Below are 23222 nucleotides of genomic sequence, written 5' to 3'. Positions count from 1 at the left end.
TTGGCTGCCAAGAAAAAACCTGCACCCAAGCGTGGCGCCAGCCGCTACCAGGCCCCGGCCAAGAAGCCGATCCCGGGCTGGCTGTGGCTGGCCATCGGCCTGACCATTGGCGCCTTCATCGTGTTCCTGATGAAGCTCGAACCGGGCAAGGGCGGCGACAGCGTCAAGCGCGAGAAGATCGAACAGCAGAAAGCCAGCAAGATCGCCGAGGCCAACAAGACCCCGCCGAGCCCGCAGCAACCGGTGAAGCCGAAGTACGACTTCTATACCCTGCTGCCGGAATCGGAGGTCATAGTGCCGCCGGAAGCGGTGCCGGAGAAAACCCTGCCGACGCCTCAAGTGCCACCGGTGCCGACCACCCCGGTAACCCCGGCGGAAGCGGCGAAGATCGACACCGCGCGGGCCCAGGCCGCCCTGGCCGGCATCACCCCACCACCGGCGCCACCGGTGGCCAAGGCGGCGCCGGTGACCAAGTTCTTCCTCCAGGCCGGTTCGTTCCGCAAGCAAGCCGATGCCGACAAGGTACGGGCGCAGATCATCCTGCTGGGCCAGTCGGTGGCGGTGGAATCCGGCACGGTGAAGGAAGAAACCTGGTACCGGGTATTGGTCGGGCCGTTCAGCAACCGCGAACAACTGACCGTGGCCCAGAAGCAACTGGCCGGCGCCGGTTTCAGCAACCTGCTGTTACAACAGCGCCAGAGCCGCTAAGCCAACGGCTAGACGATCGATCGCGAACAAGCCCGCTCCTGCACAACGCGCCGCAGGAGCGGGCTTGCCCGCGAAGCTCTTGCAGCTTGCAAAAAATACCGTCGGTCCCCCGCTACAACCTCCGGTTGAAAAACGCCCAGCCACCCCCATATGAGTTTCCATCAGGGCACTTTCGCCCCGCTGTGTGGAGACTTCCCCTTGACCACCATCGTTTCAGTCCGCCGCCACGGCAAAGTCGTCATGGGCGGCGACGGCCAGGTTTCTCTCGGCAACACCGTGATGAAAGGCAACGCGAAAAAAGTCCGTCGCCTGTACCACGGCCAGGTTATAGCCGGTTTCGCCGGGGCCACCGCTGACGCCTTCACCCTGTTCGAACGTTTCGAAGGCCAGCTGGAGAAACATCAGGGTCACCTGGTGCGCGCTGCCGTCGAACTGGCCAAGGAATGGCGCACCGACCGCTCCCTCAGCCGTCTGGAGGCCATGCTGGCCGTCGCCAACAAGGACGCCTCCCTGATCATCACCGGCAACGGCGATGTGGTTGAGCCCGAAGATGGCCTGATCGCCATGGGCTCCGGTGGCGCCTACGCCCAGGCCGCGGCCAGCGCCCTGCTGAAAAAGACCGACCTGTCGGCTCGCGAAATCGTCGAGACGGCCCTGGGCATTGCCGGCGACATCTGCGTATTCACCAATCACACTCAAACCATCGAGGAGCAGGATCTCGCGGAATAAGCCTGTTGCGGCGCTCGCGCCACGGCATTCATTCTTGCTTGAGGACCGCCAATTACTATGTCCATGACACCCCGCGAAATCGTCCACGAACTCAACCGCCACATCATCGGCCAGGACGATGCCAAGCGCGCCGTCGCGATCGCCCTGCGCAACCGCTGGCGCCGGATGCAACTGCCGGCCGAACTGCGCGTTGAAGTGACGCCCAAGAATATCCTGATGATCGGCCCCACCGGTGTCGGCAAGACCGAAATCGCTCGCCGCCTGGCCAAGCTGGCCAATGCACCGTTCATCAAGGTCGAAGCCACCAAGTTCACCGAAGTCGGTTATGTGGGTCGCGATGTCGAATCGATCATTCGTGACCTGGCCGATGCGGCGATCAAGATGTTCCGCGAACAGGAAATGATCCGGGTTCGCCACCGCGCCGAAGACGCCGCCGAAGAACGCATCCTCGACGCCCTGCTGCCGCCGGCGCGCATGGGCTTCAGCAGCGATGAAGCGCCGGCCCAGGACTCCAACACCCGCCAGCTGTTCCGCAAGCGCCTGCGCGAAGGCCAGCTGGACGACAAGGAAATCGAGATCGAAGTGGCGGAAGTCACCGGTGTCGACATCTCCGCGCCACCGGGCATGGAAGAGATGACCAACCAGCTGCAGAACCTGTTCGCCAACATGGGCAAGGGCAAGCGCAAGAGCCGCAAGCTCAAGGTCAAGGAAGCGTTGAAGCTGGTGCGCGACGAAGAGGCCAGCCGCCTGGTCAATGACGAAGAGCTCAAGGCCAAGGCCCTGGAAGCGGTCGAGCAGCACGGCATCGTGTTCATCGACGAAATCGACAAGGTGGCCAAGCGCGGCAACTCCGGCGGCGTCGATGTGTCCCGCGAAGGCGTGCAGCGCGACCTGCTGCCGCTGATCGAGGGCTGCACCGTCAACACCAAGCTGGGCATGGTCAAGACCGACCACATCCTGTTCATCGCTTCCGGTGCCTTCCACCTGAGCAAGCCCAGCGATCTGGTTCCGGAGCTGCAAGGGCGCCTGCCGATCCGCGTCGAACTCAAGGCGCTATCGCCGGAAGACTTCGAGCGCATCCTCAGCGAGCCTCACGCTTCGCTGACCGAGCAATACCGTGAGCTGCTCAAGACCGAAGGCCTGAACATCGAGTTCCTGCCCGAAGGCATCAAGCGCCTGGCGGAGATTGCCTGGCAGGTCAACGAGAAGACCGAGAACATCGGTGCCCGTCGCCTGCACACCCTGCTCGAGCGCCTGCTGGAAGAGGTGTCGTTCAGCGCCGGCGACCTGGCCAGCGCCCACAGCGAAGAGCCGATCCGCATCGACGCGGCCTACGTCAACAGCCACCTGGGCGAATTGGCGCAGAACGAAGACCTGTCCCGTTACATCCTCTAAGCGACAAGCTCAAAGCCTCAAGCTGCAAGTTGACCGCGGTCATCTTGTAGCTTGCGGCTGGCAGCTTTAAGCTGCCGTCATGACTAAACTCCCCACCGGCATCAACCTGCACAAAGCCTCGAAAACCCTGACCCTGACCTACGGGCCGGACGAGGTCTATCACCTGCCTGCAGAGTTCCTGCGGGTGCACTCTCCCTCCGCCGAGGTCCAGGGCCACGGCAAACCCATCCTGCAGTTCGGCAAGCTTGGCGTGGGCCTGAGCAAGGTTGAACCGGCGGGCCAGTACGCACTGAAATTGACCTTCGACGACGGCCATGACAGCGGGCTGTTCACCTGGGACTACCTGTACCAGTTGGCTCAGCGTCAGGACGAGCTGTGGAGCGATTATCTGGCAGAGCTCAAAACGGCCGGAAAATCCCGCGATCCGAATGAGTCGATAATCAAGCTGATGCTCTAGTCCGAGCCTCCGGCTGTTTAGAGGGCATTTTCTAATTTCATCTGTTTGAATGCTGGGCTGTATGGCCAATGAATGGCCTGCTTGCGAAAAAAATTAAACTCGGGTAACCAATGGAACTGGCAAGTTCCCTGCAGAGTTCTCTGCACTTTTAAAGCAGCGGTACGCAATCAACGGTCACCCGAGCAGTAGTACCTGGCATCGTGCTGTGTGACTGCACAGCAGGTCCGGTACTCGTCTCAGGACAATGGAGCGTCGTAGATGAGTAACAAGAATATCGATGACCTGAAACGCCAAGCCTCGGAAAACACACTGGGGCTCAATCCGGTCATCGGCTTGCGTAGAAAGGATCTGCTTACCTCTGCTCGAATGGTGCTCGCCCAGGCCATCAAACAACCCATCCACAGCGTCAAGCATGTCGCCCATTTCGGCCTTGAGCTGAAGAACGTGATGTTCGGCAAGTCGACCCTGCAACCGGAGAGCGACGACCGTCGCTTCAACGATCCGGCCTGGAGCCAGAACCCGCTGTACCGACGCTATCTGCAAACCTACCTGGCGTGGCGCAAGGAACTTCACGACTGGATAGGCGACAGCAACCTGTCCGATCAGGACATCAGCCGCGGCCACTTCGTGATCAACCTGATGACCGAGGCCATGGCCCCGACCAACAGCATGGCCAACCCCGCCGCGGTCAAGCGCTTCTTCGAAACTGGCGGCAAGAGCCTGCTGGACGGCCTGTCCCATCTGGCCAAGGACTTGGTGCAGAACGGCGGCATGCCCAGCCAGGTCAACATGGACGCCTTTGAGGTGGGCAAGAACCTCGGCACCAGCGAAGGCGCGGTGGTGTTCCGCAACGACGTGCTGGAGCTAATCCAGTACCGGCCGATCACCGAACAGGTGCATGAGCGCCCACTGCTGGTGGTGCCGCCCCAGATCAACAAGTTCTACGTCTTCGACCTCAGCCCGGACAAGAGCCTGGCGCGCTTCTGCCTGCGCAACAACGTGCAGACCTTCATCGTCAGCTGGCGCAACCCCACCAAGGCACAGCGGGAATGGGGCCTGTCGACCTACATCGAGGCCCTGAAGGAGGCGGTCGACGTGGTCACCGCCATCACCGGCAGCAAGGATGTGAACATGCTCGGGGCCTGCTCCGGCGGTATCACCTGCACCGCACTGCTGGGCCACTACGCCGCGCTCGGAGAAAAGAAGGTCAATGCCCTGACCCTGCTGGTCAGTGTTCTCGACACCACCCTGGATACCCAGGTGGCGCTGTTCGTCGACGAGCAGACCCTGGAAGCGGCCAAGCGCCACTCCTACCAGGCCGGCGTGCTCGAAGGTCGCGACATGGCCAAGGTATTTGCCTGGATGCGCCCCAACGACCTGATCTGGAACTACTGGGTCAACAACTACCTGCTGGGCAACGAACCACCGGTGTTCGACATCCTGTTCTGGAACAACGACACCACCCGCCTGCCCGCGGCGTTCCACGGCGACCTGATCGAAATGTTCAAAAACAACCCGCTGGTACGCCCCAATGCACTGGAAGTGTGCGGCACGCCCATCGACCTGAAACAGGTGACCGCCGATATCTTTTCCCTGGCCGGCACCAACGATCACATCACCCCTTGGAAGTCCTGCTACAAGTCGGCGCAACTGTTTGGCGGCAACGTGGAGTTCGTGCTGTCCAGCAGCGGGCATATCCAGAGCATCCTGAATCCGCCAGGCAATCCCAAGGCGCGCTACATGACCAGCACCGAGATCCCGGCCTGCCCCGATCAATGGCAGGAAAACTCGATCAAGCACACCGACTCCTGGTGGCTGCACTGGCAAGCCTGGCAGGCGGAGCGTTCCGGTGAGCTGAAAGCGGCTCCCAGCACGCTGGGCAACAAAAAGTACCCCGCCGCCGAGGCCGCACCGGGGACCTACGTCCACGAGCGCTAAGGCAAGGCATTCAACGACGCGACGCCAGGAGGCGTCGCCAAGCCCTATTCTTGGTACGAGGCCCGGCCTCGGAAAATCCGGACGACGCCCGGGACGGCGTCGCCCATGGTTCAATTCACAGGGCTATGGCATGCCACACTCTTTCATCTTTCGCACCGTTGATCTGGATGGACAGACCATCCGCACGGCGGTACGCCCCGGCAAGCCGCACTTGACGCCGCTGCTGATCTTCAACGGTATCGGCGCCAACCTGGAGCTGGTCTTTCCCTTTGTCCAGGCCCTGGACCCTGACCTGGAAGTCATTGCCTTCGACGTCCCCGGCGTGGGCGGCTCCTCGACCCCAAGCCGGCCCTATCGCTTTCCCGGCCTGGCCAAGCTGACCGCCCGCATGCTCGATTACCTGGACTACGGCCAGGTCAATGCCGTGGGTGTGTCCTGGGGTGGAGCCCTGGCCCAGCAGTTCGCCTACGACTACCCCGAGCGTTGCAAGAAACTGGTACTGGCGGCCACTGCCGCCGGCGCCTTCATGGTTCCCGGCAAACCCAAGGTGCTGTGGATGATGGCCAGTCCACGGCGCTACGTGCAGCCTTCCCACGTGATGCGCATCGCGCCGCTGATCTACGGCGGCGCCTTCCGTCGCGATCCGAACCTGGCCGCCGAACACGCCGCCAAGGTCCGCTCGGCCGGCAAGCTGGGCTACTACTGGCAACTGTTCGCCGGACTGGGCTGGACCAGCATCCACTGGCTGCACAAGATCCACCAGCCGACCCTGGTGCTGGCCGGCGACGATGACCCACTGATTCCCCTGATCAACATGCGCATGCTGGCCTGGCGGATTCCCAACGCGCAGTTGCACATCATCGACGACGGCCACCTGTTCCTGATCACCCGGGCCGAGGCCGTCGCCCCGATCATCATGAAATTCCTCCAGGAAGAGCGACAGCGCGCCGTGATGCACCCGCATCCACTGCCATCGCACCCAATGAAATAAAACAACGCTGCCGACAGGGTCGTCGCGCGCAAGAAAGGCCAGGAGCGACTATGTTGTCTGTCTTGGATTGGTCTGCTTGTTAGTGGTTTGACGAAGGAGTGTTGACTCATGCAAGACAAGCCTGCACAGGGTTCGCTTCCGGCCCCTGCGGCCTACATCAACGCACAGAGCGCGATCACCGGTCTGCGCGGCCGGGATCTGTTCTCTACATTGCGCAGCATTGCGGCCCACAGCTTGCGCAACCCATTGCACAGTGCCCGCCATACCCTGGCCCTGGGTGGCCAGCTGGGACGCGTACTGCTGGGGCAAACCCTGCATAAACCCAGCCCCAAGGACAACCGCTTCGCCGACCCGGCCTGGACCCTAAACCCCTTTTACAAACGAGGCTTGCAGGCCTATCTGAGCTGGCAGAAGCAGGTTCGGCACTGGATCGATGACAGCGGTATGAGCGAGGACGACCGGGCCCGGGCGCACTTTGCCTTCTCCCTGCTCAACGACGCGGTGTCGCCCTCCAACACTCTGCTCAATCCCCTGGCCCTCAAGGAAATCTTCAACACCGGCGGCAATAGCGTGGTGCGCGGCATCGGCAACCTGCTGGACGACCTGTTGCACAACAACGGACTGCCCAGCCAGGTGACCAAGCACGCCTTCGAGATCGGCAAGAACCTGGCCGTGACCCCAGGCTCGGTGGTGTTTCGCAATGAGCTGCTGGAACTGATCCAGTACAGCCCCATGAGCGAGAAACAGTACGCCAAGCCGTTGCTGGTCGTGCCGCCGCAAATCAACAAGTACTACATCTTCGACCTCAGCCCGCACAACAGCTTCGTCCAGTACGCCCTGAAGAACGGCCTGCAGGTGTTCATGATCAGCTGGCGCAACCCGGACGTGCGCCATCGCGAGTGGGGCCTGTCGAGCTACGTAGAGGCTACCGAAGAGGCACTGAATGTCACCCGGGCCATCACCGGCAGTCGGGAAGTCAACCTGGTAGGTGCCTGCGCCGGCGGCCTGACCATCGCCGCCCTGCAAGGTCACCTGCAGGCCAAGCGTCAACTGCGCCGAGTCGCCAGCGCCACTTACCTGGTGAGTCTGCTGGACAGCCAACTGGACAGCCCGGCCACCCTGTTTGCCGATGAAAAAACCCTGGAAGCGGCCAAGCGTCGCTCCTACCAGCAAGGGGTGCTCGATGGCCGCGACATGGCCAAGGTGTTTGCCTGGATGCGTCCCAACGACCTGATCTGGAACTACTGGGTCAACAACTACCTCTTGGGCAAGGAGCCGCCGGTCTTCGACATTCTCTACTGGAACAACGACAGCACCCGCCTGCCCGCCGCCTTGCACGGCGACCTGCTGGACTTTTTCAAGCACAACCCGCTGAGCCACGAAGGCGGACTTGAAGTCTGCGGCACCCCGATCGATCTGCAGAAGGTCACGGTGGACAGTTTCAGCGTGGCCGGCATCAACGATCACATCACCCCCTGGGATGCGGTGTATCGCTCGACCCTGCTGCTGGGCGGGGAACGACGCTTCGTGCTGTCCAACAGCGGGCATGTGCAGAGCATTCTCAATCCCCCGAGCAACCCCAAGGCCAACTACGTGGAAAACCACAAGCTCAGCAGTGATCCGCGAGCCTGGTATTACGACGCCAAGCATGTCGACGGCAGTTGGTGGGGCCAGTGGCTGAGCTGGGTCCAGGAGCGCTCGGGAGCGCAGCGGGAAACCCTGACCACCCTCGGCAACCAGAACTATCCGCCCATGGAGGATGCTCCGGGCACCTACGTGCGCGTGCGCTGAAAACACTTTGCTCCACGACTCCATGCTGGAGTCGTGCCCCCAATGGACCGACAAGAAGTCAGGATGAAGACCCGCGACCGGATACTCGAATGTGCCCTGCAACTGTTCAACCAGAAGGGCGAGCCCAACGTCTCCACCATGGAGGTGGCCAACGAGATGGGCATCAGCCCCGGCAACCTCTACTACCACTTCCATGGCAAGGAGCCTTTGGTGCTCGGCCTGTTCGAACGTTTCCAGAACGAGCTGACACCGCTGCTGGATCCGCCGTCCGATGCCCAGCTGGCACCGGAAGACTACTGGCTGTTCCTGCACCTGATTGTCGAACGCCTGGCCCACTACCGCTTCCTGTTCCAGGATCTGTCCAACCTGGCGGGACGCTTACCGAAACTGGCCAAGGGCATTCGCAACCTGCTCAACGCCCTCAAGCGAACCCTGGCCTCGCTGCTGGCCCGACTCAAGACTCGGGGACAGCTGGTCAGCGGGACCCAGGCCCTGGGCCAACTGGTGGAGCAGATCACCCTGACCCTGCTGTTCTCCCTGGACTACCAGCGGATTCTGGATCGCGAAGGGGAAGTGCGCCTGGTGGTCTACCAGATCATGATGCTGGTGGCACCGCACCTGTTGCCGCCGGCGAAGCTGGCCACCGAACAAATGGCATTGCGCTACCTGGAAGAACAGGGCTAGGCGCAGCTGGCGAGTAGCGAATTCGGCCCAATAAAAAACGCCCGGCCTTTACAGACCGGGCGTTCTTTATGCCCGATGCAATCAGGACTGGCTGCTTGGTGTCGCTGGAGCTGGCGCAGCAGTCGGCGCGACCGCCGGGCTCGGGGCTGCGGCGGAGTTTGCCGTACTGGCCGAAGCCGTCGGCGCTGTCGCTGCAGGCTTGGCCACTACCGCGGGCTTGGCAGCAGGCTTCTTGGCAGCAGGCTTTTTCGCCACCGCCGGCTTAGCCGCGGGTTTGGCGGCGGCTTTCACCGCTGGCTTGGCGGCGGGCTTGGCCGCAGGTTTTGCTGCAACCGGCTTGGCAGCGGGTTTGGCAGCAGCGGTTTTCGCGGCGGGCTTGGCGGCGGGTTTCGCTGCAGCTTTGGCCGCTGGTTTGGCCAGAGGCTTGGCTGCAGGTTTAGCCGCAGGCTTGGCAGCGGCGGTTTTGGCCGCAACCGGCGTGACCTTGGCACCTGTGAGTTTTTCAATCTGCTTGGTCAGGGTATCGACCTTGTCATGCAGCGCTTTCACCTCATTGCGGCTCGGTACGCCCAGACGCGAGATGGCACTGTTCAAACGCTTGTCGAAAGCGCCTTCCAGTTCGTCCCACTTGCCCAGGGCGCGGTCCTTGACGTCGCTGATGCGCGACTTGGCCGAACTTGCGGAGTCTTTGGCGGCATCAACTTTCTTGCCGACTACGCTCTTGGTCAGTTTCTCGGCTTTCTCACCGTCCTTGACCAATGTCTCGAAAAGCTTGCTGCCGTCAGAGTCGATTTTCGAGTACACGCCTAAACCAGCAAGCCAAATTTTACGGGAGTACTCTTCGACTTTCCCGATCCACGAGCTGCCTTCTTTTTCAGTATTCTTTTTACCAGCCATCCCGTTCTCCTTAATGTTTACGCGCGACACGTTCGAGCAACGCCGTCAGCTCATCGAGCTTAGCAGAGAGTGTCTCAACGTCATGTTTAGACGGAATGCCGATGCGATTCAAGGCACTGGCGACGCGCGTGTCAAAGGCCTTTTCGACCTTGTCCAGTTGCACTTCGACCTTGCCTTTAAGCGTACTGACATCCCCTTTAACGCTATCTATCTGACTGTTGGCGGCTTCAAGTTGTTCAGTGACAACTTTTTTGCCTTTCTTTTCAACGGATTGACCGGCCTTGATCAACTCCTGGAAGTATTCGCTGCCCTCATGACCGACTTTGGCGTAGGCACCCAGGCCAGCCAGCCAGATCTTGCGGGCATAGGATTTGACTTCGCTCAGAGCAGTCGATTGAACATCAACTTTTTTCTTCAGAATCACTTTGGCCATGGTGCACCTCACGCGCGGAAGGTTTGAGGAACTGTCCTCGGAACGAGGACCTGAGACACAACCTAAAGGGAAAAATTAGAATCGGCACCCTAACGAATGTCATCAATTGATGTAGGAGCCGGTTCGCCGGCGAGGCTCTTGAGCATGGCGCCATTGCAGTACCTGCAATTTGCCTGCAGCCGGCGCCTGGGGATCGGGGGTCAGGCCAGGGCCTTGTCCAGGGCTTTTTCAATTTCGGACTTGATGGTGCCGCTCATGGCCGACATCAACAGCCCCAGTTCCACATCGATCCGGATCGACGCCTCACCCACATGCACAGCGCCTTTGACCCCGGAGCGCTTGAGGTTCAGCGTATCCCCCGCCCATTGCGGCTCCAGGCCATACTGATCGGCGAGTTTCTGCGCCAGTTTGTCGGCCTTTTCACGGGCTACCTGCTTACCCAGGCCATGGGCGCGTTCAACACTAATACGGGCCATCGAAGGACTCCTGCTGTTTCCGGACTTGCCTGAAGCATCTTGACCCTGCGTGCGTCAAAACGTCCCGGCGGTTCGCTATCTTACATTCAGCCTTGCCAAGACAAAGGCCGCCACCGGGATTAGAATGTCGCGCATTCTCTTTTGGTGACAGCGATATGACTGATCAGCGCAAAGGCAGCGATGCCGAACCCACCACGCACTTCGGCTTCAAGAACGTTCCTGAAAGCCAGAAAGCGGAAAAAGTCGCAGAAGTGTTCCACTCGGTAGCGGCCAAGTACGACCTGATGAACGACGTACTGTCGGGCGGCATGCACCGTTTGTGGAAACGCTTCACCATCGAGCTCTCCGGCGTGCGCGCCGGTAATCGCGTGCTGGACATCGCCGGCGGCACGGGCGATCTGACCAAGCGTTTTTCCCACCTGGTAGGCCCTACCGGCCAAGTGGTGCTGGCCGATATCAACGAATCCATGCTCAAGGTCGGCCGTGATCGCCTGCTGGACCTGGGTGTGGCCGGCAACGTCGAATTCGTCCAGGCCGATGCGGAAAAACTGCCGTTCCCGGACAACCATTTCGACTGCGTGACCATCGCCTTCGGTCTGCGCAACGTCACCCACAAGGAAGACGCCCTGCGCTCCATGCTGCGGGTGCTCAAACCCGGCGGCCGCCTCTTGGTGCTGGAATTCTCCAAGCCGACCAACGCCCTGATGTCCAAGGTCTACGACGCCTATTCGTTCGCCTTCATGCCCCTGGCCGGCAAGCTGATCACCAACGACTCGGAAAGCTACCGCTACCTGGCCGAATCGATCCGCATGCACCCCAATCAGGAAACCCTGAAGTCGATGATGGTCGAGGCCGGTTTCGACCGCGTGACCTATCACAACATGACCGCAGGCATCGTCGCCCTGCACCGCGGCATCAAGCCCTGATGTTGCTCAGCGGCCTGCTCGCCAGCGTCGAGACCGGCATCAACCGGGTGCTGCGCCTGGACAGCACGGCCCTGCCGCGCCTGCAGCACCTCAATGGCAAGGTGATCGCCGTCGACTGCCGCAGCCCGGCGTTGCAGCTGTTTATCCTGCCCAGTGATGAAGGCCTGATACTGGCCAGCCAGTGGGCCGCCGACCCTGACTGCACCCTCCGCGCGCCGGCATCGAGCCTGGTACGCCTGGCCCTGAGCAAGGACAAGACCGCTGTCCTGCACGCACCGGAGGTGGAGCTGGAAGGCGACAGCGGCGCGCTGCTGGACCTGGCGGCCATCCTCCAGGACCTGGAGCTGGACTGGGAATACGAACTGTCGCGCTGGCTGGGGCCGGTGGCCACCCAGCTGTTCAGTGGCCATGTGCGCAGCCGCGCACGCTGGTATCAACAGGGCTTTGCCAGCCTGAATCAGAACCTTGCCGAATTCCTTGCCGAAGAATCGCGGACCCTGGTGGGTCAGCGCGAAGCCGAAGCGCGCTTTCGCGAACTGGATCAGGCCAAACTCGACCTGGAACGCCTTGAGGCGCGCTTCGAGCGCCTTTCCCGCTCCCTTGACCCAAGCGATAACGCATGAAGCTGCTTGCCGTCCGCCGTCTGTTGCGCATCCAGCGCGTCGTGATCCGCTACCGCCTCGATGACCTGCTGTTCGCCCTGCCCCTGCCCTGGTTTCTCCTGGCCCTGCGCTTCGCCCTGCCCTGGCGCTGGTTCCCGCGCAAGTCGCTGGACCTGAGCCGCGGAGCCCGACTGCGCCTGGCGCTGCAGGACCTGGGCCCGATCTTCATCAAGTTCGGGCAGATCCTTTCCACCCGCCGCGACCTGCTGCCGGAAGACATCGCCGACGAGCTGATGCTGCTGCAGGACCGGGTGCCACCCTTCGACTCGCAAAAGTCCGTGGCCCTGATCGAGGAGCAACTGGGCAAGAAGATCAGCGACGTGTTCAGCCGCTTCGACATCGAACCCCTGGCCTCGGCCTCGGTGGCCCAGGTTCACGCCGCCAAGCTCAAGACCGGCGAAGAAGTGGTGGTCAAGGTGATCCGCCCCGGGCTCAAGCCGATCATCGCCCAGGACCTGGCGTGGCTGTTCATCCTCGCTCGCGCCGCGGAAAAGCTCTCCGCCGACGCGCGCCTGCTGCATCCGGTGGACGTGGTCAGCGACTACGAGAAGACCATCTACGACGAGCTCGACCTGCTGCGCGAGGCGGCCAACGCCAGCCAGCTCAAGCGCAACTTCGAAGGCTCGCCGCTGCTGTATGTGCCCCAGGTCTACTGGGACTGGTGCCGGCCGAAAGTGCTGGTGATGGAGCGCATCTACGGCATTCAGGTGACCGACCTGGCCACCCTGGCCGACCAGCGCACCGACATGAAGATGCTCGCCGAGCGCGGCGTGGAGATCTTCTTCACCCAGGTATTCCGCGACAGTTTCTTCCACGCCGACATGCACCCGGGCAACATCTTCGTCAGCACCGTGCAACCCTGGAGCCCGCAGTACATTGCAATCGACTGCGGCATCGTCGGCAGCCTGACCCCGGAAGACCAGGACTACCTGGCGCGCAACCTGTTCGCCTTCTTCAAGCGCGACTACCGCCGCGTGGCCCAGCTGCACATCGACTCTGGCTGGGTCCCGGCACAAACCAAGCTCAACGAATTCGAGGCGGCGATCCGCACCGTGTGCGAGCCGATCTTTGAAAAACCGCTGAAGGATATTTCCTTCGGCCAGGTGTTGATGCGCCTGTTCCAGACGGCCCGGCGCTTCAACATGGAAGTGCAGCCACAACTGGTGCTGCTGCAGAAGACCCTGCTCAATATCGAAGGCCTGGGCCGCCAGCTGTACCCGGACCTGGACCTGTGGAATACCGCGCAACCCTTCCTGGAACGCTGGATGCGCGAGCGGGTCAGCCCCAAGGCCGTGATCGGCAATATCCACAGCCAGATCGAGCAACTGCCGCACCTGGCCAACATGACCCGTGACCTGCTGGAGCGCATGTCGCAGCCCCACGTCGCCGACCCTCCGGCGCCCTGGCAGCGACGCAAGGACGACTGGTTCCTGCGCTTGCTGGGCACTGCCCATCTGGGCGGCGGCGCCGTTCTGGCCGCCGGCGGCCCGCTGCAGGAACTGGGGCACTGGCCTGCCGGCGTGATGATCGCAGTGGGCCTGTATCTGATCGTGCGCCGATAGCCAGTGGCGCGACCTGCTGGCAAACTGTCGCAATCGCCGAGGCGCCACCAGCGGGTTGTGCCCGGTTGTCGGAGTCGAACATGAAAGATTGGCTGGACCAGATCAAATGGGACGCGGACGGCCTGGTGCCGGCCATCGCCCAGGACCACAAGACCGGGCGCATACTGATGATGGCCTGGATGAACCGCGAGGCCCTGAGCCTGACCGCCACTGAGAACCGCGCCATCTATTGGTCACGTTCCCGTGGCAAGCTATGGCGCAAGGGCGAAGAGTCCGGGCACGTGCAGAAGCTGCATGAAATGCGCCTGGACTGCGACGCCGACGTGATCATCCTGATGGTCGAGCAGATCGGCGACATCGCCTGTCACACCGGCCGCCACAGCTGTTTCTACCGCGTCTACGAAGACGGCGAGTGGAAAACCGTCGAACCGGTCCTCAAGGACCCGCACGCGATTTATTCTGCAGGACACTGACATGAGCGATACCCTCACCCGTCTGGCCCAGGTGCTGGAAGAACGCAAAGACGCCGCAGCCGACAGCTCCTACGTCGCCAGCCTGTATCACAAGGGCCTGAACAAGATCCTGGAAAAGGTCGGCGAAGAGTCGGTGGAAACCATCATCGCCGCCAAGGACGCCGCCATCAGCGGCGACTGCAGCGACCTAATCTACGAAACCGCGGACCTGTGGTTCCACACCATGGTCATGCTGGCGCAGCTGGGACAGCACCCCCAGGCCGTGCTCGATGAGCTGGACCGCCGCTTCGGTCTGTCCGGACACGCCGAGAAAGCCTCGCGCCCGTCCGCCTGAACAACTTTCTAAGAGGAAACGCAGCATGGGCATTTTTGACTGGAAACACTGGATCGTCATCCTGGTGGTCGTGGTACTGGTATTCGGCACCAAGAAGCTCAAGAACCTGGGCACCGACGTCGGCGAATCGATCAAGGGCTTTCGCAAGGCCATGAACGACGACGAAAAACCGGCCGAGCCAGTGGTCCCTCCAGCGGCCCAACCGGTACCACCGGTTCAGCCCCAGCACACTGCGCCACTGAACCAGCCGCACACCATCGACGTGCAGGCCCAGAAAGTCGAAGAGCCGACCCGCAAAGACTCGTGAGCACTGACTAATGTTTGGTATCAGCTTCTCTGAACTGCTGCTGGTGGGCCTGGTGGCCCTGCTGGTGCTCGGCCCCGAGCGCCTGCCCGGCGCTGCGCGCACCGCCGGCCTGTGGGTCGGGCGCCTCAAGCGCAGCTTCAACGCGATAAAACAGGAAGTTGAACGGGAAATCGGGGCCGATGAAATTCGTCGGCAACTGCACAACGAGCACATTCTGTCCCTGGAGCAGGAGGCGCGAAAAATCCTCGCCCCGACCCAGCAGCAACCCACTCCAGTGGAGCCTGTGGCCGAGCAGACGATCCACGCGCCAGGCACCACACCGCAGGCCGAAGCCGCGCCAGTCAGCGAAGTGCCCGCCCCCGCGACAGCGACGTCGGCACCGACCGCAGAGCCAGCAGCCCCGGTGGCAACACCCGCCACCACGGCCCCCCACGACTCCACCTTGCCGCCGCGAGCACCATGAGCGATATCCCAGAGAACGACCAACACATGCCGCTGGTATCGCACCTCACCGAGCTGCGTACCCGCCTGCTGCGCTGCGTAGCGGCGATCTTCATCATCTTCGCCGGGTTGTTCGCCTTCACCCAGCAGATCTACACCATCGTCTCCACCCCGCTGCGCCAGTACCTGCCGGTCGGCGCGACGATGATCGCCACCGACGTCGCCTCGCCGTTCCTGACGCCGCTGAAGCTGACCATGATGGTGTCGCTGTTCCTGGCCATTCCGGTGATCCTGCACCAGATCTGGGGCTTTATCGCACCAGGCCTGTACAAGCATGAGAAACGCATCGCCGTGCCCTTGCTGGTATCGAGCATCCTGCTGTTCTACGTCGGCATGGCCTTCGCCTACTTCCTGGTGTTCCCGCTGATCTTCAAGTTCTTCGCTGCCGCCACCCCGGCCGGCGTGGAAATGATGACCGACATCACCAGCTACCTCGATTTCGTCATGACCCTGTTCTTCGCCTTCGGCGTGGCCTTCGAGATCCCGGTGGCCGTGGTCCTGCTGGTGTGGATCGGCGTGGTCAACGTGGCGTACCTGCGCAAGATCCGCCCCTACGTGATCATCGGCTGCTTCGTGGTGGGCATGATCCTCACGCCGCCGGACATCTTCTCCCAGACCCTGCTGGCCGTACCCATGTGGTTGCTGTTCGAGATTGGCGTGCTGTTCGGCGGGCTGATCAGCAAGCGCGGCGAGCATCCGGACGACGCCCCGGTCGACGATCACAACGACCAGCCGCCAGCGACCCAAGCGTGAACCTGCTGCTTCTGGAGGAGGCCGACTTCATCGCGGCCGACCGAGTGGTGCTGCGCGATCGACGCCTGACCCACATGCAGGAAGTGCATCGGGTAGCCGTGGGCGACAGCCTGCGCGTGGGGCGCATTGGCGGCTTGATGGGCAGCGCCCGGGTCCTGCGCCTGGAAACAGGCGAAGCCGAACTGCAAATCAGCCTGGAGCAAGCGCCACCGGCGAAGCTGCCCCTGACCCTGGTGCTGGCCCTGCCGCGGCCGAAAATGCTGCGCCGGGTGTTTCAGACCGTAGCCACCATGGGTGTGCCCCGGCTGGTGCTGGTCAATAGCTACCGGGTCGAAAAGAGCTTCTGGCAGACCCCGTTCCTTGAACCCGAAGCCATTCGCGAACAACTGATCCTTGGCCTGGAGCAGGCACGCGACAGTGTGCTGCCCGACGTGGTGATCGAGAAACGCTTCAAGCCCTTCGTCGAGGACCGCTTGCCGGCCCTTTGTACCGGCACCCTGGGATTGGTGGGTCACCCGGGCCAGTACCCGCCCTGCCCACGCGACGTGGATCGGCCGGTGACCCTGGCCATCGGCCCGGAAGGCGGCTGGATTCCCTACGAGATCGACCTGCTGGGCAAGGCCGGATTGCAACCGGTGCAACTGGGCGAACGCATCCTGCGGGTGGAAACTGCCGTCACCGCCCTGCTCGCCCGTCTGTTCTGAGGATGGACCCGGCCACAGCCGGGTCTGTCGCGCGCAATATCAAACCGCCATTATCGTTACAGAATCCAGGGTTCCCGCCGATAGCCTATGGTTAAGCCCATATTGCTAAAAGGGAGTTCGCAGCATGTACGGTTGGCTAGCCAAAAATCTGGGAAACCTGAGCGTCAGCCTCAAGCTCGGCATCGGCTTCGGCCTGGTACTGCTGCTGACCCTGTTGATCACCGCCACCGGCTGGACGGGCTTGGCGGGAGTCATCGATCGTGGCGATAAGCTGGGCAACATCTCCACCCTCTACGCCATGACCAAGGACCTGCGCATCGCCCGCCTCAACTACGAGATGCTCCATGGCGAACAAGGTCCCGATGCCGTCAACGGCATGCTCCAACAGCTCGACGAGGGCCTGCGCGCCGCCCGCCAACAGTTGCAGCAGCCCGAAAGCATCGCCATGGTCGAGCAGCAACTGGATGCCGTTGCCGAGTATCACCGGGCCTTCAACGACATGACACGCGCCACCGCCGCCCGTGAGGCCGCCCGCTCCCAGCTCGGCGCCAGCGCGGACAACGCCGCGGCCCGGGTCGCCGAAGTCGAGAAGTCGCTGCTGCAAGGCGACAGCGTGACCCAGTTCAACAACGTCATCGAGCTTTCCAGGCTGATCCAGCAGGCACGCTTCCAGGTTCGCGGCTACACCTACAGCGGCAAGCCCGAAGCCAAGCAGCCGGCCCTGGACGCCATCGACAACGCCCTGAACAACCTCACCGGCCTGCCTTCGCGCCTGCCGGATCAGCATATCGCCAACCTGCAACAGGCCAGCGACTCGCTCAAGGCCTACCGCGCGGCGGTCAGCGCCTTCAGCGACGCCGAGGAAGCCAGCGCCGCCGCCCTCAAGCGCATGGCCGCCCAGGGCGACCGCCTGATGAACCTGAGCAAGCAACTGACCACTGCTCAGACCGCCAAGCGTGACAGCGAGGCTGGCCAGGCCAAGAGCACCCTGTTGATCGCCACGCTACTGGCTCTGGTATTCGGCATGGTCGCTGCCTGGGCCATCACCCGGCAGATCATCCAGCCCTTGCAACAGACCCTCAAGGCCGCCGAGCGCGTGGCTTCCGGCGACCTCAGCCAGGACCTGGCAGTCGATCGCCGCGACGAGATGGGCCAACTGCAACGCGCCATGCAACGCATGACCCTGGGCCTGCGGGAGCTGATCGGCGGCATCAGCGACGGCGTGACCCAGATCGCCAGCGCCGCCGAACAACTGTCCGCCGTCACTGAGCAGACCAGCGCCGGGGTCAACAGCCAGAAAGTCGAGACCGACCAGGTGGCCACAGCCATGAATGAAATGGCCGCCACGGTGCAGGAAGTGGCGCGCAACGCCGAAGAGGCTTCGGAAGCGGCCGTAGCCGCCGATCAGCAGGCACGCGAAGGCGACCGGGTGGTAAACGAAGCCATCGCCCAGATCGAGCGCCTGGCCAGCGAGGTGTGCGGATTTCGGAGCACCGTGACCGGCCGTTTCGGTTGATCGTGACCGGTCATTTCGCTAACGCGTGACCGCTCATTTCGGTAGCAACGTGACCGATTTTCCGCCTGTTCCGAAACAGGTGGTCACGGCTTACCGAAATCGCCGGTCACGACTTAGCGAAAGCCTTCCCCTTCGTTGCGCATGACCTGATGCGCCGCCATCCTCGACCGATTTCGGGAGAGGAAGATGGCGGCGCCGCGAGTAGCCATGCGAAACATCAAAGAATGTCTGCGCCTCAAGTTTGAGGCCGGCTTGTCCCACGAGAAGATTGCCCGTGCCTTGCAGCTGTCCAAGGGCGTGGTTAGCAAGTACATCGCGGCGGCGCGGGTGGCCGGGCTGGACTGGCCGGCGCTGGTGGCCATGGACGAGGCCGCGCTGGCGGCCGCCTTGTTTGCACCGACGTCGACGAACAAGCCGCGCGGTGAGCGAGTGCTGCCCGATGTGCTGAGCATCCACCGCGAGTTGCGACGCAAGGGCGTGACCTTGCAGCTGCTGTGGGAGGAATATCTCGCCGCGCATGCGGGCCAGCCGACCTACCGCTACACCCAGTTCGTCGAGCACTACCGGCGCTACGCCCAGACGCTCAAACGTTCGATGCGTCAGCTGCACCGTGCGGGCGAGAAGCTATTCATCGACTATGCCGGGCCGACGCTGCCGGTGGTCGACCCGGCCACCGGCGAAGTGCGCCGGGCGCACATCTTCGTCGCCGCCCTGGGCGCCTCGAATTACACCTATGCCTGCGCGACGCCAGGCGAAACCCAGGTGGACTGGCTGACCTCGCTGGGCCAGGCTCTGACCTACTTTGGCGGCGTGCCGGAAATGGTTGTGCCGGACAATCCGCGCGCCCTGGTCGCCCAGCCGGATCGCTACGAGCCGGGCCTGAACCGGGCCACGCTGGAGTGCGCGCGTCATTACCAGACGGTGATCCTGCCGGCACGGCCACGCAAGCCTCAGGACAAGGCCAAGGCCGAGGTGGCGGTGCAGGTGGTCGAGCGCTGGATCATGGCGCGGCTGCGCCATCGGCAGTTCTTCAGCCTGCATGCGCTTAACCAGGCCATCGCCGAGCTGCTGGAGGATCTGAATCGGCGCCCGTTCAAGCGGCTCGATGGCTGCCGGCGCGACTGGTTCGAGCGCCTGGATCGCCCGGCCTTGCGAGCGCTGCCGGTGCATCCCTACGAGGTCGCCACCTTCAAGCGCTGCAAGGTCAGCATCGACTACCACATCGAGGTCAATGGCAGCTTCTACAGCGTGCCCTCCGCCCTGGCCCGGCAGAACGTGGACGTGCGACTGACGGCACACACCCTGGAAGTGCTGCATGGCAACCGGCGGGTGGCCAGCCACCTGCTGCTGGGGCGACGCGGCGCTTACAGTACCCAGCGCGAGCACATGCCCGCGGCGCACCAGGCGCATCGCGAATGGACGCCACAACGCCTGCTCGACTGGGGCGCGCGGATCGGCCCCTACACGCGCCAACTGATCGATCACCAACTGACCCACAAGCCGCACCCGGAGATGGGCTACCGCGCCTGCCTCGGCCTGCTCTCGCTGGCCCGGCGCTATGGCAATGCACGCCTGGAAGCCGCTGCCGAACGTGCCGTACACCTGCGCGCCTTCACCGGGCGCAGCGTGCGCAACCTGCTCCAGCAAGGCCTGGATCAACAGCCGCTGCCCCAGCGTGCCGCCGAAACGACCTTACCCGGCGACCACGAGAACGTCCGTGGCGCCGACTACTACCAACCCCCGCAACAGGAGCTGTTCGATGATGCCGCAACACACCCTGAATCAACTGCACCAGCTACGCCTGGACGGCATGGCCCGCGCCCTGGAAGAGCAATGGACGCTGCCGGCCAGCCACAGCCTGAGCTTCGATGAACGCCTCGGCCTACTGCTCGACCGCGAACTGGCCTGGCGTGACAACCAGCGCCTGGTACGGCTGCGCAAGAAGGCCAAGCTCAAGTACGCCAACGCCTGCCTGGAAGATCTCGACCGCCGCACCGGACGCGCCCTGGACGAGCGTCTGATCGCCACCCTGGCCAGTGGCGACTGGATCCGCCAGCAGCACAACCTGCTGCTGACCGGCCCGACCGGTGCCGGCAAAACCTGGCTGGCCTGCGCCCTGGGCAACCAGGCCTGCCGCCAGGGCTATAGCACCCTGTACCTGCGCACCCCGCGCCTGCTGGAACAACTGCGCATCGCTCATGGCGACGGCAGCTTCGGCCGTACCCTGCAACAGCTGGCAAAGGTCGACGTCCTGGTGCTGGACGACTGGGCGCTAGCCCCGCTGGAGGAAGGAGCCCGGCATGACCTGCTGGAGGTGATCGACGACCGCGCTGGCAGCCGCTCCACCATCCTGACGAGCCAACTGCCCATCGAGCACTGGCACGGCTGGATCAACGACCCGACCCTGGCCGATGCCATCCTCGACCGCCTGGTGCACAACGCCTACCGACTGACGATGAAAGGCGAGTCGCTGCGCCGAAAAAAAGCCGAGGAACAAGCCGCATCGTGACCGATGCGATTACAATCCAGAACCCGCGCAACCGGGGTGGAAGCACCGGTCACGTATTAGCGAAACGCTCGGTCACGTTCACCGAAATCCGCAAGGTGGGCAACTCCACCGAAGCCATGGGCCACCTCAAGCAGGAAAGCGACAAGATCGGCAGCGTGCTGGACGTGATCAAGTCCGTGGCCCAGCAGACCAACCTGCTGGCCCTCAACGCCGCCATCGAAGCCGCCCGAGCCGGTGAAGCCGGACGCGGTTTCGCCGTGGTCGCGGACGAGGTGCGCAGCCTGGCCCAACGCACCCAGCAATCCACCGAGGAAATCGCCGAGCTGATCGTCGGCCTGCAAAGCGGCACCCAGCAAGTGGCCAGCACCCTGGACACCAGCCGCAGCCTGAGCGACAGCAGCGTCGAGCTGACCCGCCGGGCCGGCGGTTCCCTGGAGAACATCACCCGCACCGTGTCGGCGATCCAGGCGATGAACCAGCAGATCGCCGCCGCCGCCGAGCAGCAGAGTGCCGTCGCCGAAGAGATCAATCGCAGTGTGTTGAATGTGCGGGATGTGTCCGAACAGACATCATCGGCCAGCGAGGAAACCGCGGCCTCCAGCGCCGAGCTGGCACGCTTGGGGATTCACTTGCAGAGCCTGGTGGGGCGTTTCCGGGTCTGAGTCGCTTTGCCGGCAAGCCGGCTCCTACATCCCCTGTAGGAGCCGGCTTGCCGGCGAAGGCCTACAGCACCTGACGCAGGAAAGCCTGGGCCCGAGGGTCTTTCGGCGCCTCGAAGAACACATCCGGCGCCGCATCTTCCAGCAGCTTGCCGTGATCGAAGAACAGCACCCGATTCGCCACTTCCCGGGCAAAGCCCATCTCGTGGGTGACGCAAACCATGGTCATGCCTTCCTGGGCCAGGGTCTTCATCACGTCCAGCACCTCGCCGACCATTTCCGGGTCCAGGGCCGAGGTCGGCTCGTCGAACAGCATCACCTTGGGCTCCATCGCCAGGGCCCGGGCGATCGCCACCCGCTGCTGCTGACCGCCGGAAAGCCGTGAAGGAAACTCATGGGCCTTCTGCGCGATACCGACCTTCTCCAGCAGCGCCAGGGCCTTGGCCTCGCGCTCCTGCTTGCCGCGCTTGCGCACCACCTTCTGCGCCAGGCAGAGGTTTTCCAGCACGGTCATGTGGGGAAACAGGTTGAAATGCTGGAACACCATGCCGACTTCCCGGCGATAGGCGTTCACGTCGGTCTTGGGATCGGCCAGTTGCAGGCCGTCGATGCTCACCGAGCCCGAGTCGAACTCCTCCAGGCCATTGAGGCAGCGCAGGAAGGTCGACTTGCCGGAACCGGAAGGACCGATCACCACCAGCACCTCGCCCTTGGCCACTCGGGTGGTGACGTTATCCACCGCGCGCACCACCTGGCCGCGGGTGTCGAAGACTTTTACCAGATCGCGGACTTCAATCACTTTGCGCGAGCCTCCGCTCAAGCCGGCTGGCCATCTTCGACAGCGGCAGGTTGATCAACAAATACAGGCCCGCCACACAGAACAGGATTTCGAACGGCGAGAACGAGGTGGTGATGACTTCCCGGCCGCTCTTGAGCAGCTCGGTGATGGCGATCACCGACACCAGCGAGGTGTCCTTGACCAGGCTGATGAACTGCCCGGCCAGGGGCGGCAGCACCCGCTTGAAGGCCTGGGGCAGCACCACATGGCGCATCGACTGGCCGGCGCTGAGCCCCAGGGAGCGGGCGGCTTCGTTCTGGCCGCGGGCGATGGACTGCACCCCGGCACGGACGATCTCCGCCACATAAGCCCCGGTGAACAGCGACAGCGCGGCGATCCCGGCAAACTCCCGGGACAGGTTGAGCACCGTGCCGATGAAGAAATAGAAGATGAAGATCTGCACCAGCAGCGGCGTGCCCCGCACCAGCTCGACATAGATCGTCGACAGGTCGCGCAGGGTCGGGTTGTTCGACAGGCGGCACAGGCCGGTGCCCAGGCCGATGATCAACCCCAGCACCCCGGACACCACCGACAACCACAGGGTGGTCCACAGGCCCCACAACAGCGGCCCCGCGGCCCAGTGCCGGGTCACGCCGATGACATCGCCCTCGGCCACGTCATCGCCGTTGGCCACCTGCAGGCTGCTTTCATCGACGCTCAGATGCTGCTCGGCACCCGACTCACCGCGCAGGGTGACCTGTGCCTTGCCACCCTGGCGCACCACTTCGGCGACGGTGGATATCTCCGCCGCCCGCTGGGACTCTTCAGCCTGATAGGCGAAGTACTGGGGGACGCGGTTCCAGCGCCATTCGTAGGACATCAACGAAGTGGCGTAGTACAACGCGCCAGCCAGACCGATCAGCACCAGCACGGTCAGCACGTGCCAGGGCCATTGGGCTTTTTTCTGTTTGTTCACTTTGCAGGTTCCAGCGGTTTGCAGCGGGGGGAGGTTCGGCAGAGCCCAGGCGGGCCTCATCGC

The 23222-nt window shown here is 63.1% G+C and carries 24 protein-coding genes and 2 pseudogenes; 21 read left to right on the top strand and 5 right to left on the bottom strand.

Annotated features, from left to right (window positions below):
- The 8 genes from BLV47_RS25600 to BLV47_RS25565 all read left to right on the top strand — a co-directional run bounded on the left by BLV47_RS25600 (position 1) and on the right by BLV47_RS25565 (position 8693).
- Positions 1–708 (top strand): SPOR domain-containing protein, encoded by a 708-nt coding sequence (locus BLV47_RS25600; RefSeq protein ID WP_092318876.1) that lies wholly within the window; start codon positions 1–3, stop codon positions 706–708.
- A 198-nt stretch (positions 709–906) separates the two neighbouring features.
- Positions 907–1437 (top strand): ATP-dependent protease subunit HslV, encoded by a 531-nt coding sequence (gene hslV / locus BLV47_RS25595; protein ID WP_003186641.1) that lies wholly within the window; start codon positions 907–909, stop codon positions 1435–1437.
- Positions 1438–1494: 57 nt separating this feature from the next.
- Entirely contained in the window at positions 1495–2832 is a 1338-nt protein-coding gene (gene hslU / locus BLV47_RS25590) for an ATP-dependent protease ATPase subunit HslU (RefSeq protein WP_092318874.1), read from the top strand.
- 79 nt (positions 2833–2911) lie between these two features.
- Complete coding sequence (locus BLV47_RS25585; RefSeq protein WP_092318872.1) at positions 2912–3289, top strand: gamma-butyrobetaine hydroxylase family protein; 378 nt, start codon at positions 2912–2914, stop codon at positions 3287–3289.
- Positions 3290–3547: 258 nt separating this feature from the next.
- Positions 3548–5227 (top strand): class II poly(R)-hydroxyalkanoic acid synthase, encoded by a 1680-nt coding sequence (gene phaC, locus BLV47_RS25580; RefSeq protein ID WP_092318870.1) that lies wholly within the window; start codon positions 3548–3550, stop codon positions 5225–5227.
- A gap of 130 nt (positions 5228–5357) precedes the next feature.
- Positions 5358–6218, top strand: a complete 861-nt coding sequence (gene phaZ / locus BLV47_RS25575) for a poly(3-hydroxyalkanoate) depolymerase (protein ID WP_092318868.1) — start codon at positions 5358–5360, stop codon at positions 6216–6218.
- Positions 6219–6326: 108 nt separating this feature from the next.
- Positions 6327–8009, top strand: a complete 1683-nt coding sequence (phaC, locus tag BLV47_RS25570) for a class II poly(R)-hydroxyalkanoic acid synthase (RefSeq protein ID WP_092318866.1) — start codon at positions 6327–6329, stop codon at positions 8007–8009.
- 63 nt (positions 8010–8072) lie between these two features.
- Positions 8073–8693: a TetR/AcrR family transcriptional regulator gene (locus tag BLV47_RS25565; RefSeq protein WP_092318864.1), complete on the top strand. Its 621-nt coding sequence runs from the start codon at positions 8073–8075 to the stop codon at positions 8691–8693.
- Positions 8694–8774: 81 nt separating this feature from the next.
- Here the strand turns inward: BLV47_RS25565 and BLV47_RS25560 are convergent, their stop codons facing one another.
- From BLV47_RS25560 to BLV47_RS25550, 3 genes are all read right to left on the bottom strand, one after another.
- Positions 8775–9590 (bottom strand): phasin family protein, encoded by an 816-nt coding sequence (locus tag BLV47_RS25560; protein ID WP_092318862.1) that lies wholly within the window; start codon positions 9588–9590, stop codon positions 8775–8777.
- Between the two features lie 10 nt (positions 9591–9600).
- Positions 9601–10023: a phasin family protein gene (locus tag BLV47_RS25555; protein ID WP_060837147.1), complete on the bottom strand. Its 423-nt coding sequence runs from the start codon at positions 10021–10023 to the stop codon at positions 9601–9603.
- A gap of 200 nt (positions 10024–10223) precedes the next feature.
- Entirely contained in the window at positions 10224–10499 is a 276-nt protein-coding gene (locus BLV47_RS25550) for a polyhydroxyalkanoic acid system family protein (protein ID WP_060842246.1), read from the bottom strand.
- 155 nt (positions 10500–10654) lie between these two features.
- Between BLV47_RS25550 and ubiE the strand changes: the two genes are divergently transcribed.
- From ubiE to BLV47_RS25485, 13 genes and pseudogenes are all read left to right on the top strand, one after another.
- Entirely contained in the window at positions 10655–11425 is a 771-nt protein-coding gene (gene ubiE / locus BLV47_RS25545; protein WP_011058802.1) for a bifunctional demethylmenaquinone methyltransferase/2-methoxy-6-polyprenyl-1,4-benzoquinol methylase UbiE, read from the top strand.
- The gene (locus BLV47_RS25540; protein WP_092318859.1) at positions 11425–12048 is read left to right on the top strand and encodes a ubiquinone biosynthesis accessory factor UbiJ; all 624 of its coding nucleotides are present in this window, start codon (positions 11425–11427) and stop codon (positions 12046–12048) included. The genes ubiE and BLV47_RS25540 overlap by 1 nt, the downstream gene beginning before the upstream one ends.
- On the top strand, positions 12045–13649 hold the full coding sequence (ubiB, locus tag BLV47_RS25535; protein WP_092318857.1) for a ubiquinone biosynthesis regulatory protein kinase UbiB: 1605 nt from the start codon (positions 12045–12047) through the stop codon (positions 13647–13649). The genes BLV47_RS25540 and ubiB overlap by 4 nt, the downstream gene beginning before the upstream one ends.
- 80 nt (positions 13650–13729) lie before the next feature.
- On the top strand, positions 13730–14122 hold the full coding sequence (gene hisI / locus BLV47_RS25530) for a phosphoribosyl-AMP cyclohydrolase (protein WP_092318855.1): 393 nt from the start codon (positions 13730–13732) through the stop codon (positions 14120–14122).
- Position 14123: 1 nt separating this feature from the next.
- Positions 14124–14456: a phosphoribosyl-ATP diphosphatase gene (locus BLV47_RS25525; RefSeq protein WP_060837142.1), complete on the top strand. Its 333-nt coding sequence runs from the start codon at positions 14124–14126 to the stop codon at positions 14454–14456.
- A 25-nt stretch (positions 14457–14481) separates the two neighbouring features.
- Entirely contained in the window at positions 14482–14763 is a 282-nt protein-coding gene (locus BLV47_RS25520; RefSeq protein ID WP_092318853.1) for a twin-arginine translocase TatA/TatE family subunit, read from the top strand.
- Between the two features lie 10 nt (positions 14764–14773).
- Positions 14774–15226: a Sec-independent protein translocase protein TatB gene (tatB, locus tag BLV47_RS25515; protein ID WP_092318851.1), complete on the top strand. Its 453-nt coding sequence runs from the start codon at positions 14774–14776 to the stop codon at positions 15224–15226.
- Positions 15223–16017: a twin-arginine translocase subunit TatC gene (gene tatC, locus BLV47_RS25510; RefSeq protein WP_092318849.1), complete on the top strand. Its 795-nt coding sequence runs from the start codon at positions 15223–15225 to the stop codon at positions 16015–16017. Before tatB ends, tatC begins: the two co-directional genes overlap by 4 nt.
- Positions 16014–16721 (top strand): 16S rRNA (uracil(1498)-N(3))-methyltransferase, encoded by a 708-nt coding sequence (locus BLV47_RS25505; protein WP_092318847.1) that lies wholly within the window; start codon positions 16014–16016, stop codon positions 16719–16721. The genes tatC and BLV47_RS25505 overlap by 4 nt, the downstream gene beginning before the upstream one ends.
- A 124-nt stretch (positions 16722–16845) precedes the next feature.
- Positions 16846–18198, top strand: a pseudogene (locus BLV47_RS25500) (methyl-accepting chemotaxis protein); the annotation flags it as partial.
- 225 nt (positions 18199–18423) lie between these two features.
- Positions 18424–20109, top strand: coding sequence for an IS21 family transposase (gene istA, locus BLV47_RS25495; protein WP_062838241.1), 1686 nt, complete (start codon positions 18424–18426; stop codon positions 20107–20109).
- Positions 19997–20746, top strand: coding sequence for an IS21-like element IS1474 family helper ATPase IstB (gene istB, locus BLV47_RS25490; RefSeq protein WP_062838242.1), 750 nt, complete (start codon positions 19997–19999; stop codon positions 20744–20746). The genes istA and istB overlap by 113 nt, the downstream gene beginning before the upstream one ends.
- A gap of 101 nt (positions 20747–20847) precedes the next feature.
- Positions 20848–21408 (top strand): annotated as a pseudogene (locus BLV47_RS25485) (methyl-accepting chemotaxis protein); the annotation flags it as partial.
- A 61-nt stretch (positions 21409–21469) separates the two neighbouring features.
- Here BLV47_RS25485 and BLV47_RS25480 read toward each other — a convergent pair.
- Positions 21470–22204, bottom strand: coding sequence for an amino acid ABC transporter ATP-binding protein (locus BLV47_RS25480; protein ID WP_092318845.1), 735 nt, complete (start codon positions 22202–22204; stop codon positions 21470–21472).
- Complete coding sequence (locus BLV47_RS25475; RefSeq protein ID WP_092318843.1) at positions 22197–23159, bottom strand: amino acid ABC transporter permease; 963 nt, start codon at positions 23157–23159, stop codon at positions 22197–22199. Before BLV47_RS25475 ends, BLV47_RS25480 begins: the two co-directional genes overlap by 8 nt.
- Between the last annotated feature and the right edge of the window lie 63 nt (positions 23160–23222).

Origin of the sequence: Pseudomonas saponiphila, assembly GCF_900105185.1 — a bacterium.
In the GTDB taxonomy this organism is placed as follows: domain Bacteria; phylum Pseudomonadota; class Gammaproteobacteria; order Pseudomonadales; family Pseudomonadaceae; genus Aquipseudomonas; species Aquipseudomonas saponiphila.
The sequence above is the reverse complement of the archived record's forward strand: the minus strand, read 5'-3'. Positions and strand labels throughout refer to the sequence as shown.